The sequence below is a fragment of the Synechococcus sp. CS-1332 genome (assembly GCF_025127995.1).
Lineage (GTDB): Bacteria > Cyanobacteriota > Cyanobacteriia > PCC-6307 > Cyanobiaceae > Cyanobium.
Map to the genome: position 1 here is coordinate 19250 of NZ_JAHLYP010000015.1, position 14150 is coordinate 33399.

At 66.7% G+C, this 14150-nt stretch carries 19 protein-coding genes and 1 tRNA gene; 16 read left to right on the forward strand and 4 right to left on the reverse strand.

Going from position 1 to position 14150, the window contains the following annotated elements; translation table 11 throughout:
• Positions 1 to 3: 3 nt before the first annotated feature.
• A complete protein-coding gene (locus KQ305_RS03070; protein ID WP_259723976.1) occupies positions 4 to 462 on the reverse strand; it encodes an acyl-CoA thioesterase in 459 nt (152 codons plus the stop codon).
• Positions 463 to 533: 71 nt separating this feature from the next.
• Here KQ305_RS03070 and KQ305_RS03075 point away from each other — a divergent pair, with 71 nt between their 5' ends.
• Positions 534 to 1385, forward strand: a complete 852-nt coding sequence (locus tag KQ305_RS03075; RefSeq protein ID WP_259723992.1) for a universal stress protein — start codon at positions 534 to 536, stop codon at positions 1383 to 1385.
• Positions 1386 to 1392: 7 nt separating this feature from the next.
• Here the strand turns inward: KQ305_RS03075 and psbM are convergent, their stop codons facing one another.
• Positions 1393 to 1500 carry a photosystem II reaction center protein PsbM gene (gene psbM / locus KQ305_RS03080; RefSeq protein WP_015109223.1) on the reverse strand — a complete coding sequence of 36 codons (108 nt, stop codon included), beginning with the start codon at positions 1498 to 1500 and terminating at the stop codon, positions 1393 to 1395.
• Positions 1501 to 1527: 27 nt separating this feature from the next.
• Positions 1528 to 2028: a (2Fe-2S)-binding protein gene (locus tag KQ305_RS03085; protein ID WP_259723977.1), complete on the reverse strand. Its 501-nt coding sequence runs from the start codon at positions 2026 to 2028 to the stop codon at positions 1528 to 1530.
• Between the two features lie 193 nt (positions 2029 to 2221).
• On the opposite strand from KQ305_RS03085, the gene psbB reads away from it, so the two are divergent.
• The 12 genes from psbB (at position 2222) to KQ305_RS03145 (ending at position 11271) form a co-directional block, all read left to right on the forward strand.
• On the forward strand, positions 2222 to 3781 hold the full coding sequence (gene psbB / locus KQ305_RS03090) for a photosystem II chlorophyll-binding protein CP47 (protein ID WP_259723978.1): 1560 nt from the start codon (positions 2222 to 2224) through the stop codon (positions 3779 to 3781).
• 24 nt (positions 3782 to 3805) lie between these two features.
• A complete protein-coding gene (locus KQ305_RS03095; RefSeq protein ID WP_010314684.1) occupies positions 3806 to 3901 on the forward strand; it encodes a photosystem II reaction center protein T in 96 nt (31 codons plus the stop codon).
• Between the two features lie 133 nt (positions 3902 to 4034).
• Positions 4035 to 4520 carry a transcriptional regulator NrdR gene (gene nrdR, locus KQ305_RS03100; protein WP_259723979.1) on the forward strand — a complete coding sequence of 162 codons (486 nt, stop codon included), beginning with the start codon at positions 4035 to 4037 and terminating at the stop codon, positions 4518 to 4520.
• Between the two features lie 126 nt (positions 4521 to 4646).
• A complete protein-coding gene (locus KQ305_RS03105) occupies positions 4647 to 5723 on the forward strand; it encodes a 30S ribosomal protein S1 (protein WP_259723980.1) in 1077 nt (358 codons plus the stop codon).
• A gap of 25 nt (positions 5724 to 5748) precedes the next feature.
• Positions 5749 to 6612 (forward strand): HAD family hydrolase, encoded by an 864-nt coding sequence (locus KQ305_RS03110; protein ID WP_259723981.1) that lies wholly within the window; start codon positions 5749 to 5751, stop codon positions 6610 to 6612.
• Between the two features lie 13 nt (positions 6613 to 6625).
• Complete coding sequence (gene metK / locus KQ305_RS03115) at positions 6626 to 7885, forward strand: methionine adenosyltransferase (protein ID WP_259723982.1); 1260 nt, start codon at positions 6626 to 6628, stop codon at positions 7883 to 7885.
• Complete coding sequence (locus KQ305_RS03120) at positions 7860 to 9188, forward strand: FGGY-family carbohydrate kinase (RefSeq protein WP_259723983.1); 1329 nt, start codon at positions 7860 to 7862, stop codon at positions 9186 to 9188. The genes metK and KQ305_RS03120 overlap by 26 nt, the downstream gene beginning before the upstream one ends.
• A 146-nt stretch (positions 9189 to 9334) precedes the next feature.
• On the forward strand, positions 9335 to 9607 hold the full coding sequence (locus tag KQ305_RS03125) for a DUF2470 domain-containing protein (protein WP_259723984.1): 273 nt from the start codon (positions 9335 to 9337) through the stop codon (positions 9605 to 9607).
• 81 nt (positions 9608 to 9688) lie between these two features.
• Positions 9689 to 10300: a ComF family protein gene (locus KQ305_RS03130; RefSeq protein WP_259723985.1), complete on the forward strand. Its 612-nt coding sequence runs from the start codon at positions 9689 to 9691 to the stop codon at positions 10298 to 10300.
• A gap of 30 nt (positions 10301 to 10330) precedes the next feature.
• A tRNA-Phe gene (locus KQ305_RS03135) sits at positions 10331 to 10403 on the forward strand.
• Between the two features lie 31 nt (positions 10404 to 10434).
• Positions 10435 to 10668 carry a hypothetical protein gene (locus tag KQ305_RS03140; protein ID WP_259723986.1) on the forward strand — a complete coding sequence of 78 codons (234 nt, stop codon included), beginning with the start codon at positions 10435 to 10437 and terminating at the stop codon, positions 10666 to 10668.
• A 9-nt stretch (positions 10669 to 10677) separates the two neighbouring features.
• Positions 10678 to 11271, forward strand: a complete 594-nt coding sequence (locus KQ305_RS03145; RefSeq protein WP_259723987.1) for a chromophore lyase CpcT/CpeT — start codon at positions 10678 to 10680, stop codon at positions 11269 to 11271.
• Positions 11272 to 11303: 32 nt separating this feature from the next.
• On the opposite strand, the gene KQ305_RS03150 is transcribed toward KQ305_RS03145, so the two are convergent.
• A complete protein-coding gene (locus tag KQ305_RS03150) occupies positions 11304 to 11732 on the reverse strand; it encodes a hypothetical protein (RefSeq protein ID WP_259723988.1) in 429 nt (142 codons plus the stop codon).
• A 285-nt stretch (positions 11733 to 12017) separates the two neighbouring features.
• Between KQ305_RS03150 and KQ305_RS03155 the strand changes: the two genes are divergently transcribed.
• The 3 genes from KQ305_RS03155 to KQ305_RS03165 all read left to right on the forward strand — a co-directional run bounded on the left by KQ305_RS03155 (position 12018) and on the right by KQ305_RS03165 (position 14102).
• Positions 12018 to 12863: a phycobilisome linker polypeptide gene (locus KQ305_RS03155; RefSeq protein WP_259723989.1), complete on the forward strand. Its 846-nt coding sequence runs from the start codon at positions 12018 to 12020 to the stop codon at positions 12861 to 12863.
• A 46-nt stretch (positions 12864 to 12909) separates the two neighbouring features.
• On the forward strand, positions 12910 to 13179 hold the full coding sequence (locus tag KQ305_RS03160; RefSeq protein ID WP_259723990.1) for a phycobilisome linker polypeptide: 270 nt from the start codon (positions 12910 to 12912) through the stop codon (positions 13177 to 13179).
• 404 nt (positions 13180 to 13583) lie between these two features.
• On the forward strand, positions 13584 to 14102 hold the full coding sequence (locus tag KQ305_RS03165; protein WP_259723991.1) for a phycocyanin subunit beta: 519 nt from the start codon (positions 13584 to 13586) through the stop codon (positions 14100 to 14102).
• The last annotated feature ends 48 nt before the right edge of the window (positions 14103 to 14150 follow it).

Sequence of the window (14150 nt, forward strand, 5' to 3'; positions counted from 1 at the left end):
CAGCTAAGAGCTCGCCATGGGCGGCCCCGCCCGGAGGATCGTCAGGGCCTGCTCCAGATCCTGCGGCAACCGCCGCAGCAGCCGTCGCCGCGAGGGGCCGCCGGAGAGATCCACCAGCACCAGATCCACACAGGCTTCAGCCGCCACAGCCCCATCGGGATTGATGAAGTGGCTGTGCCAGGGGAGTTTCAATCCCAGCCGCGGCATCACCTGGCTACGGATCTCGACGCCATCGCCATGGAGCAGGGCCTGGCGGTAATCGATGCGCAGGCCAACCACCGGCAGCTCCAGCCCCCGGGCGGAGAGGGTGCTGTAGGCCAGGCCGGCCTGGGCCAGGGCCTCAACACGGGCCTCCTCCAGCCAGGCCAGATAGGCCCCGTGCCACATCACCCCGGCATGGTCGGTGTGCTGGGGCAGCACCCGCCGATGGAGGCGCCAGCACGCTTCCTGCGGACGCTGCATCACGGACTTCACCACGGGGGATTGCGGAATGGGGATCAGCCATAGGCTGATGCCGAGCCACGTTGATGTCCGTGTTCCGCAACCTGCTGATCGCCGATTCCGGTAAGGGCCATGTCGAGGAGATGGTCCGCATCCTGCGTGACATCCCCCCCTGCCGTCAGGCCCGGATCAACCTGCTGCACGTGATTCCCGAGCAGGGGGGGCTCGATCTGGAAACCCATCGCCAGCAAGCCGACATTCTGGTGAAGGAGGCCATCGAGCGCCTCGGCCTTACCCCTGGAGACGTCAACATCCTGGTACGCGAGGGCGACACCAAGCTGACCGTGCTGAAGGTGGCCGATGAGCTGGAGGCCGATCTGATCGTGATGGGATCGCGGGGGCTGGGGAGGCTGCAATCGATCCTGGGCAACAGCGCCAGCCAGTACGTCTTCCAGCTGTCCACCCGGCCCATGCTGCTGGTGCGGGACGACCTCTATGTGAAAGCCATCAACCGGGTCCTCGTGGCCATCGATGGCACCGGGGTGGGCGATGACGCGCTGCGGCTGGCCTGTGAGCTGGTGCAGGGGATCCCAGGCGGCAGCCTCACAGGAGTGCATGTGTCTCGGCAGGACATCACCCCCTCACGGGGGGGCCGCACCCCCGGCGATGAGGTGCTGCTGAAGGCCATTCAACGGGCCCGCAGCTTCGGGGTGGAGATGAAAGGACTGCATCGCACAGGCGACATTGCCCGCAGCTTCTGCGCCACCGCCGAGGACGTGAAGGCCGATCTGGTGGTGATCGCCTCCCAGGACCGCAGGCCGCTCGTGGCCCGGGGCTTGGTGGATCTCGACAAGCTTCTGGGCAGCTCGGTGAGCGACTACATCCGCGTGCATGCTCCGGCCCCGGTGCTGCTGGTGCGGGAGCCGGAAGGGCGGACCCGGTGAACCCGGATCAGCCGCCCTGGCGGCTGTTCGTCTGGATGTAGAGAATGATCAGGAAGACGGCGGGAACCAGAACGAACAGGAGGCTGGCAACGAAGCCGAGGTCGTTGGTTTCCATGACTGCTGGAGAGGTGTTGAGAAGGTATCACCGCCCATCGGCGGGATGGACGCCCCCTTCATCGCTCGTTGTGGATGGAGCCCCGGCTGTTTCCGGAGCCGTCTCTGACTCCTGAGAATCCTCAGCGTCCGGTGCAGCGGGGGGCTCGGGCCAGGCGGTGGGGCCCTCCGGCAGGGCCAGGGAACGGGCCCGGCTCAGTTCGCCCTCCCGATCCCCGAGCCCCACCTGGGGCCTGGTGAGCACCATCACCGACTTCTGCACCAGGGCCTGACAGGCCAGCCGCCAGGTCTGGGGGCGCCGTTTCAGCTTCAGCAGTTCCACCGAGGTCTGCTCGGTGAGGGCGTTGTCGGCGCCCCCCTCCACCACCTCCACGAAACAGGTGATGCACTGGCCGCAACCGCCACAGTTGCCCAGGCGGCCCTTGAGGCCGTAGAGCTCGATGCCCTCGCGCAGGGCCACCTCACGCAGATTTTCCCCCGGGTAGCACTCCACGTCGCGCTGCTCACGGACGAACCGGATCACGGGCATGGCGGAAGCCTCTCGAGGGACGGGATGGCTCCCATTGTGAATCGCGCCGTTGCGGTCCGTTACCTGGGGCCCCGTGGTGTTGCCCGCAACCCTTACCATCGCCAGCACGGATCGGTAACCACCGAGCGTCTCCTTAGCCGTCATCGCTCCGGCGATCGGCTTAGGCAACTGTCAACCCAGACCTGACCCCCCAATGGGATTGCCCTGGTACCGGGTGCACACGGTCGTCATCAACGACCCGGGCCGACTGCTGGCCGTGCACCTCATGCACACCGCCTTGGTAGCCGGCTGGGCCGGCTCCATGGCGCTCTACGAGCTTGCGATCTTCGACCCCTCCGACCAGGTCCTCAACCCCATGTGGCGCCAGGGCATGTTCGTCATGCCCTTCATGGCCCGCCTGGGCGTGACCGGCAGCTGGGGGGGCTGGAGCGTCACCGGTGAAACCGGCGTCGACCCCGGCTTCTGGAGCTTCGAAGGCGTGGCTGCGGCCCACATCATCTTCAGTGGCCTGCTTTTTCTTGCCGCCATCTGGCACTGGACCTACTGGGATCTCGAGATCTGGCAGGACCCCCGCTCCGGGGAGCCAGCCCTCGACCTCCCCAAGATCTTCGGCATCCACCTGCTGCTCGCCGGCCTGGGCTGCTTCGGATTCGGAGCCTTCCACCTCACCGGTGTCTTCGGACCGGGGATGTGGATCTCGGATCCGTACAGCCTCACGGGCCATCTCGAAGCGGTGCAACCCTCCTGGGGTCCTGAAGGCTTCAACCCCTTCAACCCAGGAGGGATCGTGGCCCACCACATCGCCTCCGGCATCGTCGGCATCATTGCCGGAATCTTCCACATCACCACCCGTCCGCCTGAGCGCCTCTACAAGGCTCTCCGCATGGGCAACATCGAGACGGTGCTGGCCAGTGCGATCGCGGCGGTGTTCTTCGCGGCCTTCATCGTCGCTGTAACCATGTGGTATGGGTCGGCGGCGACGCCGGTGGAACTATTCGGCCCCACCCGTTACCAGTGGGATCAGAACTACTTCAAGACCGAGATCAACCGTCGAGTCCAGACCGCCATTGACAACGGCGCCACCAAGGAAGAGGCCTTCGCGGCCATTCCCGAGAAGCTCGCCTTCTACGACTATGTGGGCAACAGCCCAGCCAAGGGTGGTCTGTTCCGCGTCGGCCCGATGATCAACGGAGACGGCCTGCCCACCTCCTGGATCGGGCACATCTCTTTCACCGACAAGGAAGGCCATGACCTCGAGGTCCGTCGCCTGCCCAACTTCTTCGAGAACTTCCCGGTGATCCTCCAGGATCAGCAGGGCATCGTCCGCGCCGACATCCCCTTCCGTCGTGCCGAGGCGAAGTACTCCTTCGAGCAGCAGGGCGTTACGGCCACCGTCTACGGCGGCGCCCTCAACGGTCAGACGTTCACCGATCCGGCCGACGTCAAGCGACTGGCCCGCAAGGCCCAGCTCGGCGAGGCCTTTGAGTTCGACCGTGAGACTTACCACTCCGACGGCACCTTCCGCAGTTCGCCCCGCGGCTGGTTCACCTTCGGCCATGCCTGCTTCGCCCTGCTCTTCTTCTTCGGACACATTTGGCACGGTGCCCGCACCCTCTACCGTGATGTCTTCGCCGGTATCGACCCCGATCTCGGTGAGCAGGTGGAATTCGGTCTGTTCGCCAAGCTGGGCGACCGTTCCACCCGACGCCTTCCCGAGGGCTTCGTGCCCCCGGCAGGCTCCCCCCTCAGCTGACCGCCAGCCCCCCCGAGGATTCCCATGGAAAGCTTCGCTTACATCCTGATCCTGGCCCTGGCCATTTCCACGCTCTTTTTCGCGATCGCCTTCCGCGATCCCCCGAAAATCGGCAAGTGACCACGCTTTTGGATTGATCAAACCCCTGGGAAACCAGGGGTTTTTTCTTGCCTGAGGCCCCAGCTTGATGCCAACCCCTTCTCTTTGTGCGCGTAGCTGTTTACACTCCCAACACTTGGAAGCGTGCCCAGGGATGCAATGTCCCTCCTGCCAACACACCGATAGCCGTGTTCTGGAATCAAGGGCCGCCGATTCCGGGCGCAGCGTGCGGCGGCGCAGGGAGTGCCTCAACTGTGATTTTCGCTTCACCACCTATGAACGGGTTGAGACCGTTCCGATCACCGTGGTGAAGCGCAACGGCAGCAGAGAAACCTTTAATCGCAGCAAGCTGCTGCACGGCCTGTTGAGGGCCTGCGAGAAGACCGGCCTGGAACCGGCCCGGCTGGAGGCCGTCGTCGACGACATCGAACTGGTCCTGCAGCAGCGGGCCGGCCGCGAGGTGAGCAGCAACGAGATCGGTGAGCTGGTGCTGCAGCGCCTGCGGGAGATGAGCGAAGTCGCCTACGTGCGCTTCGCCTCTGTCTACCGCCAGTTCCAGGGGGTCAGCGATTTCGTGGCCACCCTGGAGGGCCTGGGGAATCGAGGCAAAGCCAAGAACCGGCTGGTGGTCGTCGGTTAGGGCCGAATCAAGGCGGTCGGGCGGAGGTGCAGCCGACCCATTGATAGAGTGATCGATCGGGTGTGCGCTGCAGGCGGGCAGTCACCCCGTTCCTTCGCACTGCCACCGGCAGACCGCCCCAGCTCCATGACCCTCACTCCTTCTTCCGAAGCAGACACCCTCGAGGCCCTCGCGCCGATCAGCAGCGAGGAGGCCGCCGACATCGAGACCACAGAGGATCTCGATCTGGCGATTCCGGAAGAGGTCCCGAGCGCCGACGACTCCAGCAGCAGGGTCAGCGCCCGGGACGGTGACGGTGTGGGCTTCACGCTGGACGAGTTCGCGGCCCTGCTCAGCAAGTACGACTACAATTTCAAGCCCGGTGACGTCGTCAACGGCACCGTGTTCGCCCTCGAATCGAAGGGCGCCATGATCGACATCGGCGCCAAGACCGCCGCCTTCATGCCGCTCCAGGAGGTGTCGATCAACCGCGTCGAGCATCTCTCCGACGTGCTCGAACCCGGGGAGGTGCGCGAATTCTTCATCCTCAGCGAGGAGAACGAGGACGGCCAGCTCACCCTTTCGGTGCGCCGGATCGAGTACCAGCGCGCCTGGGAGCGGGTGCGCCAGCTGCAGAAGGAAGACGCCACCATCTACAGCGAAGTGTTTGCCACCAACCGCGGCGGCGCCCTGGTGCGAGTGGAGGGTCTGCGGGGCTTCATCCCCGGCAGCCACATCAGCACCCGCAAGGCCAAGGAGGAGCTCGTGGCCGACTTCCTCCCCCTCAAGTTCCTGGAGGTGGACGAGGAGCGTAACCGCCTGGTGCTGAGCCATCGCCGTGCCCTGGTGGAGCGCAAGATGAATCGACTCGAGGTGGGCGAGGTGGTGCTGGGTACCGTGCGCGGCATCAAGCCCTACGGCGCCTTCATCGACATCGGTGGTGTCAGTGGCCTGCTGCACATCTCCGAGATCAGCCACGAGCACATCGAGACCCCCCACACCGTGCTCAATGTCAACGATCAGATGAAGGTGATGATCATCGATCTCGACGCCGAGAGGGGCCGGATCTCCCTGTCGACCAAGGCCCTCGAGCCGGAACCGGGCGACATGCTCACCGACCCCCAGAAGGTGTTCGACAAGGCCGAGGAAATGGCCGCCCGCTACAAGCAGATGCTGCTGGAACAGGCCGAGGACAGCGAACCCATGGGTGTCTCCCTCGAATGAAGTCACTGGCTCGGACGCTCTGACGATGGTGCTTCTCTGCCTGCGGGGCACCCCCCTGCCCTGCGGGGATCGGCCCCTGGAGGCGGTGCTGTTCGACAAGGACGGCACCTTGAGCCACAGCGAGCCCATGCTCGTGGCCCTGGCCCAGGCCAGGGTTTTTCATTGTCTGGAGCTGGCCGATCTGGCCGCAGGCGACCCGGAGCGGCACCGCGACCTGGGCGAGCTGCTCCACCGTGCCTACGGCGTTTCATCGGAAGGCCTCCATCCCGCCGGAACCATGGCGGTGGCCAGCCGTGACCACAACCTGGTGGCCACCGCCACCGCCCTGGTGCAGGTGGGCCTGGGCTGGCCCGAAGCCCTGGCCATGGCCGAAGCGGTGTTCGCCCGCACCGACGCCCTGCACGGCCAGGGGAGCGAACGTCGACCGGCCCCCACCCCCGGCCTGCGTCCCCTGCTGGAGGCCCTGCGGCAGGCTGGGGTGCGCTGCGCCGTGATCAGCAACGACCACGTCGACGGCATCGAAGCGTTCCTGGCCGCCCATGATCTGGCGTCCTATGTGCACGCTATCTGGAGCGCGGAACATCAGCCTCGCAAGCCGGATCCCGCCGCCGTCCGCGGTCTGTGCGGTGAACTGGGCGTGGCCGTGGAGAGCTGCGCCCTGATCGGCGACGCCAACAGCGACCTGCGCATGGCCCGGGCCGCCGGGGTGCCCGTGGTGCTGGGCTACCGGGCCGGTTGGCGGAGGCCCGTGGAGCTGGACGGCTCCTTCCTGCAGCTGGATCACTGGCAGGAGCTGACCGTGGTGCCCCAAAGCGCCTCGCCGCTGGCAGCTCCGTCCATCCCTGCAGGGGCCAGCCAACCGGTGGGAATAAGCTCACCCATCGACTGACTCCCTCACCCCTATGAGCCGTTTCGTCTTCACCTCGGAATCGGTGACGGAAGGCCACCCCGACAAGATCTGCGACCAGGTCAGCGATGCCGTGCTCGATGCGCTGCTGGCCCAGGATCCGTCCAGCCGGGTGGCCTGCGAGACCGTGGTGAACACCGGGCTCTGCCTGATCACAGGGGAAGTCACCACCACAGCCCGGGTCGACTTCAACACCCTGGTGCGGGGGGTGATCGAGCAGATTGGCTATACCGGCGCCCGCGCCGGTGGCTTCGATGCAAGGAGTTGCGCCGTGCTGATCGCCCTCGATCAGCAATCACCGGACATCGCCCAGGGCGTGGATGAGGCCGACGACCACGACGGCGATCCCCTCGACAAGGTGGGCGCCGGCGACCAGGGAATCATGTTCGGCTATGCCTGCGACGAAACCCCGGAGCTGATGCCCCTGCCGATCAGCCTGGCCCACCGGCTGGCCCTGCGGCTGGCCCAGGTACGCCACGACGGCAGCCTCGGCTACCTGCTCCCCGATGGCAAGACCCAGGTGAGCGTGGTGTACGAGAACGATCGCCCCGTGGCGATCGACACGATCCTCATCTCCACCCAGCACACCGCCGAAGTGGAGGGCATCAGCGATGAGAAGGCCGTTCAGCAGCGCATCAAGGACGACCTCTGGGCCCACGTGGTGCTTCCCGCCACCGACGATCTGCCCCTGAAGCCCACCAAGGAAGGCACCCGCTTCTACGTCAACCCCACCGGCAAGTTCGTGGTGGGCGGCCCCCAGGGCGACGCAGGCCTGACGGGGCGCAAGATCATCGTCGACACCTACGGCGGCTATGCCCGTCACGGCGGCGGTGCCTTCTCCGGCAAGGACCCCACCAAGGTGGATCGCTCCGCCGCCTATGCCGCCCGCTACGTGGCCAAGGCCCTGGTGGCGGCCGGCCTGGCCCACAAGGCCGAGGTGCAGCTCAGCTACGCCATCGGCGTTGCCCGCCCCGTGAGCATCCTGGTGGAGAGCTTCGGCACCGGCGCCCTTGACAACGCCGACCTCACCGCCCTGGTGCAGGAGCATTTCGACCTGCGTCCCGGCGCGATCATCGAGGCCTTCGGTCTGCGGGAACTGCCCCAGCAGCGGGGGGGCCGCTTCTACCAGGACATCGCGGCCTACGGCCACTTCGGCCGCAAGGATCTCGACCTTCCCTGGGAGGACGTCACGGCCATCGCCGCCACCTTGAAGCAGGCCACGGCGAGCCGTGTCAGCGCTGTTTCTGGGGGTTGACCTCGGCAGCAGCGGCCTGCGCCTGGCCGTTCTGGCGCAGGCCGGTGCGGCCGGCGGCCAACCCGACGACCCCCTGCTGAGCCGGCAGTCCCCTTACCCCGGCCGCATGGAAAAGCCCCAGGCCTGGCGGCAGGGGCTGATCGAGCTGCTGGCCACCGTTCCCGAAGCGATCCGCCTCCGGGTGAGGGCCATCGCCATCGATGGCACCTCAGGCACCTTGCTGGCCTGCAGGGCTGACGGCAGCCTGCTGCCACCCCCCCTGGAGCAGGCGCTCCCCTACCACCTGGCCTGTGCGGAGCAGGCGCGTGCGATCTCGGCGCTTCTGGGCCAGGCGCCCGGCAGCTGGTCCACCCATCCGGCCGCCAGCGCCAGCGGCAGTCTGGCCAGGGCCCTGCGGCTGCTGTCCATGGCCCGTGAAGCGGGTCTGGGGCCTGGCCTGCTGCTGCGCCACCAGGCCGACTGGTTGATGGGCTGGTTGCTGAACGACTGGCGCTGGGGCGAGGAAGCCAACAACGTGCGCCTGGGCTGGGACCTGCAGCAGGGAGCCTGGCTCGCTGGTGTGGCCGCAGGCGTGGGAGTGGAGGCGCTGCCCCGGATTCGACCCAGCGGCAGCCTGCTGGGCCCGCTCGCTCGGTCGGCGGCGGCGTGCCTGGGCCTGCCCGTGGACTGTCAGGTGGTGGCGGGCAGCACCGATGCCAATGCGGCCGTGCTGGCCGCCGACCCACAGCCAGGCGACGGCATCACCGTGCTGGGCACCACCCTGGTGCTGAAGCAATTTGTGGATGCGCCCCTGGCCGGCGCCGGCCTCAGCAACCACCGGGTGGCCGGCTGCTGGCTGGCGGGGGGTGCCTCCAATGCCGGCGCAGGCGTGCTGCGCCGCTTCTTCGACGACGAACGGATCGCGGAGCTGAGCCGCCAGATCGCTCCGGACCGCCCGACGGGGCTCAACCTGCTCCCCCTGAGCCGCAAAGGGGAACGGTTTCCGGTGGACGACCCCGAGCTGGAGCCGATCCTGGAGCCGAGGCCCGTCAGCGATGCCTGCTACCTCCAGGCCCTGCTCGAGGGCCTCACCGCCATTGAGGCGACCGGCTGGCAACGACTGCGGCAGCTGGGGGCGCCGGCCCTGCGGCGGGTGATCAGCGTCGGTGGTGGGGCCCGCAACAGCCAGTGGCGGGCGATGCGGTCACGCGCCCTGGGGATCCCGGTGCTGAACCGACCGAAACGCACGGCGGCCCTGGGCATGGCCCTGCTCGCCAGGGCCAGCTTCAGGATGGAGGTCGAATCACCACCCCTACGGCCATGAAAGAACGCCTCAGCTCGATCCTCTCCATGGCGCTGTTCGTCGTGCTGGCGGGCTTTGTGGGCTACAGCGGTGTAAGGCTGTGCCTGCTGCTCTGGCAGCGGTACGCCGGCGCCTGAGCCCAGAATTCCCTCACCCGCACCGACCCCATGGCCGCCGACCCCCTCACCGCCGCGGTGAGCGACCGCATCTGTAAGCACATGAACGACGACCATGCGGAGGCCGTCCTGGCCTATGCCCGTCACTTCGGCGGCTGCGCCGAAGCCAGGGAGGCCCGCATGCTGGCCGTCGAGCCCCAGGCCATGCGCCTGGAGGTGGATGGCGCCCCCGTGGAGGTGCCCTTCGACCACGCCCTCAGCGACAGCGAAGACGCCCACCGCACCCTGGTGGCCATGCTGCGGTCGCTGCCCGGGAAGGCTTGAAGCAGCAGCGCCAGACCCCTGAACCTCCTTCTACGCCTGGGCCGACTCCCGTTCGACTGGATCGCGGCCACCCCCTGCCCTTTGTGTCGCGGCCTGCAGCCGCCTCATCACGGCTCAGCAGCCCCCTGCCCCGACTGCCGCAGCCAGCTCTCCCTCTCCGCCGGGGGCCAGCGGGGCAACGAGCCCCTGCTGTGGTGGGCGGCCGGTTCCTATGACGGAGAGCTGCGGCGATTGCTGCTCGGATTGCGGCAGCGGCCGGAGGACGCCAGGGTCGGTGCCTTGGTGCGGGTGATGGCAGAGGGGCTGCCCCAGTGGCGGCGGCGGCCGCTGCTGGTGCCGGTACCGAGCTGGAAACGGCGCGGCAACCCCCTGCCCGCTCTGGTGTGCCGCCAGCTCGTCCGCCAGCTGGGGTACCGCCGCGACGATCTGCTGGAACGGTCGCGGCCGGTGCTCGGCCAGCATCAGCTGAAGCGCGCCCTGCGCCTGGCCAACCAGGAGGGTGCCTTCCGCTGCCGTCGCGGTCCCCGCCTCGGGGAAGCCACCGGCCGGCCGGTCCTGATCGTCGACGACATCCTGACCAGCGGAGCCACCGGATGCAACGCCGCCCTGACCCTGGAAACGCTCGGCTGGCAAGTGGTGGGGATGGTCTGTCTGGCCCGAACCCCACGGGCCCGCACCCGCAGCGGGCCGTGATCTAAGATCGCCCAGTCGCTCCGGCGACGGGCCGGGATAGCTCAGTTGGTAGAGCAGGCGACTGAAAATCGCCGTGTCCCCAGTTCAAATCTGGGTCCTGGCATTGCGTGCGGACTGCTTTGCAGCCCATCACCATGCCCCAGCCGCCTTCGACCTCCAGCCAGATCTTCAACAACGCCGACAGCTTTGCCCAGGCGTTCGATGAAGCCTGGCAGGCCCACAGCCGCCAGGACCAGTCCCATGGACTCTCGGCCGCCGAAAAGCTTGAAGCCATCCTCAGCAGCGTGGCCGACCACCCCTTCGCCCAGAGCGATCCAACCACGGCCCGCCACGTCGGCGCCTTCCGGATCCGCCTGCTGGACCTCTAGGTGGTGCCCATGAGCAGCTCGCTTACCCGCCTCCTCCAGCAGCTGAGCGCTGGCTTCAGTAATCAGGCCCAGGCCTTCGACAACCCACCCCTCTACGCCCACATCCTGGTCAAGTTCCGGCCCCTGCCCCAGCTGGCCCCGGGCTCGCTGCTGCTCGAGCAGTCCTACGCCATTTCCCCAGGGACGCCGTACAGGATCCGGGTGCTCCGGGCTGAACAGCGCGACGGAGATCTGATCATCCACAACCAGGCCCTGCGTGAGGAGCAGCGGTTCTGGGGCGCCAGCGATGACGAAGGACGACGCCAGCAGATTGAGGCCGCCGACCTGCTTCCCCTGGAAGGGTGCACCTACGTGGTGAAGGAGATGGGCGACGGCTTCACCGGCGAGGTGGAACCCGGTTGCCGCTGCCTCGTGGAGCGCAAGGGCAGCCTCGCCTACCTCGTCAGCAGCTTTGAGATCGACCCCCGAGGCATGCGCACCATCGACCGGGGCCATGATCCGGCCACCCACGAGCAGTTGTGGGGGTCCCTGGCCGGCCCCTTCGAATTCGAGCGCACCGACGACTACAAGGGCGACATCCCTCCCTCCTGGCTGGAGAACTGACGGCGAAGGCCAAGGCGACGTCCCGGGCCCGATCAGCCGGCGATCAGTTCGTCCATAAATGGCTGCTCACCCTCATCGAGGAAGGGGTCGACCTCCTCCGGGCCCAGCTCGAATCCGTCGTCCTCGATCATGGACCCCGGCAGCTCCTGCTGCATCGCCGGCGGCTGAACGGCCTGCAGATGGCGGGAGGTCCCGCTCCGATCCAGACCCCTCAGCGCCGCCTCGATCCTGGCCAGACGCGCTTCCGTGTCACCCAGCCGCTGATCCATGGCCACCCCATGGGCTGATTCCTGACCAGCGGCCGCCTGCAGCCGTTCGCCGATCCGGTCCTCCTGGCCTTCCAACCGTTCCTCAAGCTCCAGCAGGCGGTAAGTGAGCGCTTCGGCGACCTGGGACAAGACCTGCAGCTGGTCGGCCAACCGCAGGGAGGCGTCCTCTGGTAGGGGCACAACAGCAGTCATGACGGCACCGGGATGATGGCCGGATGGTATCGGTATGGGGCCAGTCCGCCAGGGGGCACAACGCCAGGGTCGGGCCAGACGGGCTGGGGGGCCGCCGGTCGGGGGGTTTGTAACGATTCTGAAAACCCTGTCGTGGCGAGCGGACAGGCCCATAGGATCCGGCTTGCAGCCCATGGTCGGGACGTTTCCTGCAGCCGTCCTCGGAGGCTGCTGCCGATCCGCAGTGGCCAATCGCGCTGCACCCCGACCTTCTACCCAACGTTTCTCCCCCGGCCCCCCACGCTCATGACACTTGCCAACGCTGCCTATCTGGGCATCGAGCGTTTCTCCAGCGACCGCAACAAGGAAAACTGGACAAACGCCACCGAAAACGACAAGGCCGCCCTGATCCGTGCCGTTTATAAGCAGGTGCTCGGCAATCAGTACGTGATGGCAAGCGAGCGGCTCTCCGGTCCGGAGTCCCTGTTCAAGCGCGGCTACCTCAGCGTGCGGGAGTTCGTTCGGCAGGTGGCCAAGAGCGGGCTCTACAAGGCCAAGTTCTTCGAGAACTGCAACCCCTACCGCTTCATCGAGCTCAACTTCAAGCATCTCCTGGGCCGGGCTCCCCAGAACAAGGCCGAGATGCTGCACCACTTCACGATCCTGCAGGAGCAGGGCTACGACGCCGAAATCGACTCCTACATCGACAGCGCCGAGTACCAGACGCGCTTCGGCGAAGAGGTGGTTCCTTACCTCCACGGCTGGGACTATTCCTCCGGCCAGCAGGGCCTGCAGTTCTCCTACATGCTCCAGCTCACCCGGGGTGTGGGCGCCTCGGTGCGGGGCGACCTGCTCAAGAACCAGTCCCGCCTCAACCCCTCCGTGCATGCGGAAGCCCCCATGCCGGTGGTCAGCCCCAACGCTCGGGGCAGTGTCTTCCGCAAGGTCAGCACCGATGGCCTCACCCGGCAGGGGGTGGGAGCCGGCGAAGAGGGCCGCACCTTCCGGGTGGAGATCTCCGGGTTCAACAACTACCGCCTGCACAAGCGCAGCAACCGGGTGCGCTTCATCCCCTTCAGCAAGCTGCTGCAGACCCAGCAGCAGATCCTCCGTGAAGGCGGCCGCATCGCCAGCATCACGCCGATCAACTGAAGCGGTTTTTTCCCGTCCAGTCTTTTCCCCCTACCCCACCGAATCCATGAAGGTTTCCGCAGGTACCCGAGGCACCGGCCTCAACAGCTCCCGTCAGGTCGCCCTCACCGTCACCGGTGTGAGCAACAACGACTATTCCCGCACCGCGGACATGGTCATGAACGTGCCCTTCACCCGCATGAACGAGACCATGCGTCTGGTCCACTCCCTGGGTGGTCGGATCATCAGCGTCTCCGTGACCGGTGGCGGTATCGCCGGCAGTCCGGAACAGCCCGCCCCCCGCAAGGGAAAAGCCAAGGCGAGGGAAGACGGCTGAGCGCAGGCCTAGCCTCGCCCCCAGCCACTGCCGCCAACCAGAGGGTCCCCCTTGGAGGGGCCCTTTTTGATGGGAATCCCGTGCACAGGCCACAAGCCCCATACACCGATCAGCCAGGACAGGCGTTCAGCTTGAACCCAGGGGCCTGTGCAGGGGGGCAGAACGGTTGCGCCAGCTGGGATCCTGATGCTGGTGACCATTTATTAAGGCTCCCCCATCCCAAGGACGCGGGGCACAACAATAGGTAGGTCTTTCGAAGCGATGCCCGGCCGAGGCCAGGCGATCATCGAAAGCAATGACGTAGTCGACGTCTGCCAGGCCACCACCGGGCTGACGCTCCAGACTCACCCCCCCCCTTACCCACCCAATCCCGACGTTCGACGTCGAGAACAGGAGCTAACTCAATGTTCGACGCCTTCACCAAGGTCGTTGCTCAGGCTGATGCCCGCGGCGAATTCCTCAACGCTGGTCAGATCGACGCCCTGGCGTCGATGGTTGCCGAGAGCAACAAGCGTATGGATTCCGTGAACCGCATCACCTCCAACGCTTCCAAGATCGTCACCAACGCCGCCCGCGAGCTGTTCGATCAACAGCCTGCCCTGATCGCCCCCGGCGGCAACGCTTACACCCACCGCCGCATGGCTGCTTGCCTGCGCGACATGGAGATCGTTCTCCGTTACGTCACCTACGCCATCTTCACCGGTGACGCTTCCGTCCTCGAAGACCGTTGCCTCAACGGCCTCCGCGAGACCTACCTGGCCCTCGGCGTCCCCGGCGCTTCCGTGGCCGAAGGCATCCGCAAGATGAAGGACGCCGCCATCGCCATCGCCAACGATCGCAACGGCATCACCCAGGGCGACTGCTCCTCCCTGATGTCCGAAATCGGCACCTACTTCGATCGCGCAGCTGCTGCTGTCGCCTGATCGCGCTTCATCGTTCGGTTCTCCTTCCCATCCAACCCCCTTCTCATG

Bases quoted from the DNA above. Each gene is read 5' to 3' on its own strand.
- KQ305_RS03070 (WP_259723976.1), bottom strand. From the start codon at position 462: ATGCAGCGTCCGCAGGAAGCGTGCTGGCGCCTCCATCGGCGGGTGCTG.
- psbM (WP_015109223.1), bottom strand. From the start codon at position 1,500: ATGGAAACCAACGACCTCGGCTTCGTTGCCAGCCTCCTGTTCGTTCTG.
- KQ305_RS03085 (WP_259723977.1), bottom strand. From the start codon at position 2,028: ATGCCCGTGATCCGGTTCGTCCGTGAGCAGCGCGACGTGGAGTGCTAC.
- psbB (WP_259723978.1), top strand. From the start codon at position 2,222: ATGGGATTGCCCTGGTACCGGGTGCACACGGTCGTCATCAACGACCCG.
- KQ305_RS03095 (WP_010314684.1), top strand. From the start codon at position 3,806: ATGGAAAGCTTCGCTTACATCCTGATCCTGGCCCTGGCCATTTCCACG.
- nrdR (WP_259723979.1), top strand. From the start codon at position 4,035: ATGCAATGTCCCTCCTGCCAACACACCGATAGCCGTGTTCTGGAATCA.
- KQ305_RS03105 (WP_259723980.1), top strand. From the start codon at position 4,647: ATGACCCTCACTCCTTCTTCCGAAGCAGACACCCTCGAGGCCCTCGCG.
- KQ305_RS03110 (WP_259723981.1), top strand. From the start codon at position 5,749: ATGGTGCTTCTCTGCCTGCGGGGCACCCCCCTGCCCTGCGGGGATCGG.
- metK (WP_259723982.1), top strand. From the start codon at position 6,626: ATGAGCCGTTTCGTCTTCACCTCGGAATCGGTGACGGAAGGCCACCCC.
- KQ305_RS03125 (WP_259723984.1), top strand. From the start codon at position 9,335: ATGGCCGCCGACCCCCTCACCGCCGCGGTGAGCGACCGCATCTGTAAG.
- KQ305_RS03140 (WP_259723986.1), top strand. From the start codon at position 10,435: ATGCCCCAGCCGCCTTCGACCTCCAGCCAGATCTTCAACAACGCCGAC.
- KQ305_RS03145 (WP_259723987.1), top strand. From the start codon at position 10,678: ATGAGCAGCTCGCTTACCCGCCTCCTCCAGCAGCTGAGCGCTGGCTTC.
- KQ305_RS03150 (WP_259723988.1), bottom strand. From the start codon at position 11,732: ATGACTGCTGTTGTGCCCCTACCAGAGGACGCCTCCCTGCGGTTGGCC.
- KQ305_RS03155 (WP_259723989.1), top strand. From the start codon at position 12,018: ATGACACTTGCCAACGCTGCCTATCTGGGCATCGAGCGTTTCTCCAGC.
- KQ305_RS03160 (WP_259723990.1), top strand. From the start codon at position 12,910: ATGAAGGTTTCCGCAGGTACCCGAGGCACCGGCCTCAACAGCTCCCGT.
- KQ305_RS03165 (WP_259723991.1), top strand. From the start codon at position 13,584: ATGTTCGACGCCTTCACCAAGGTCGTTGCTCAGGCTGATGCCCGCGGC.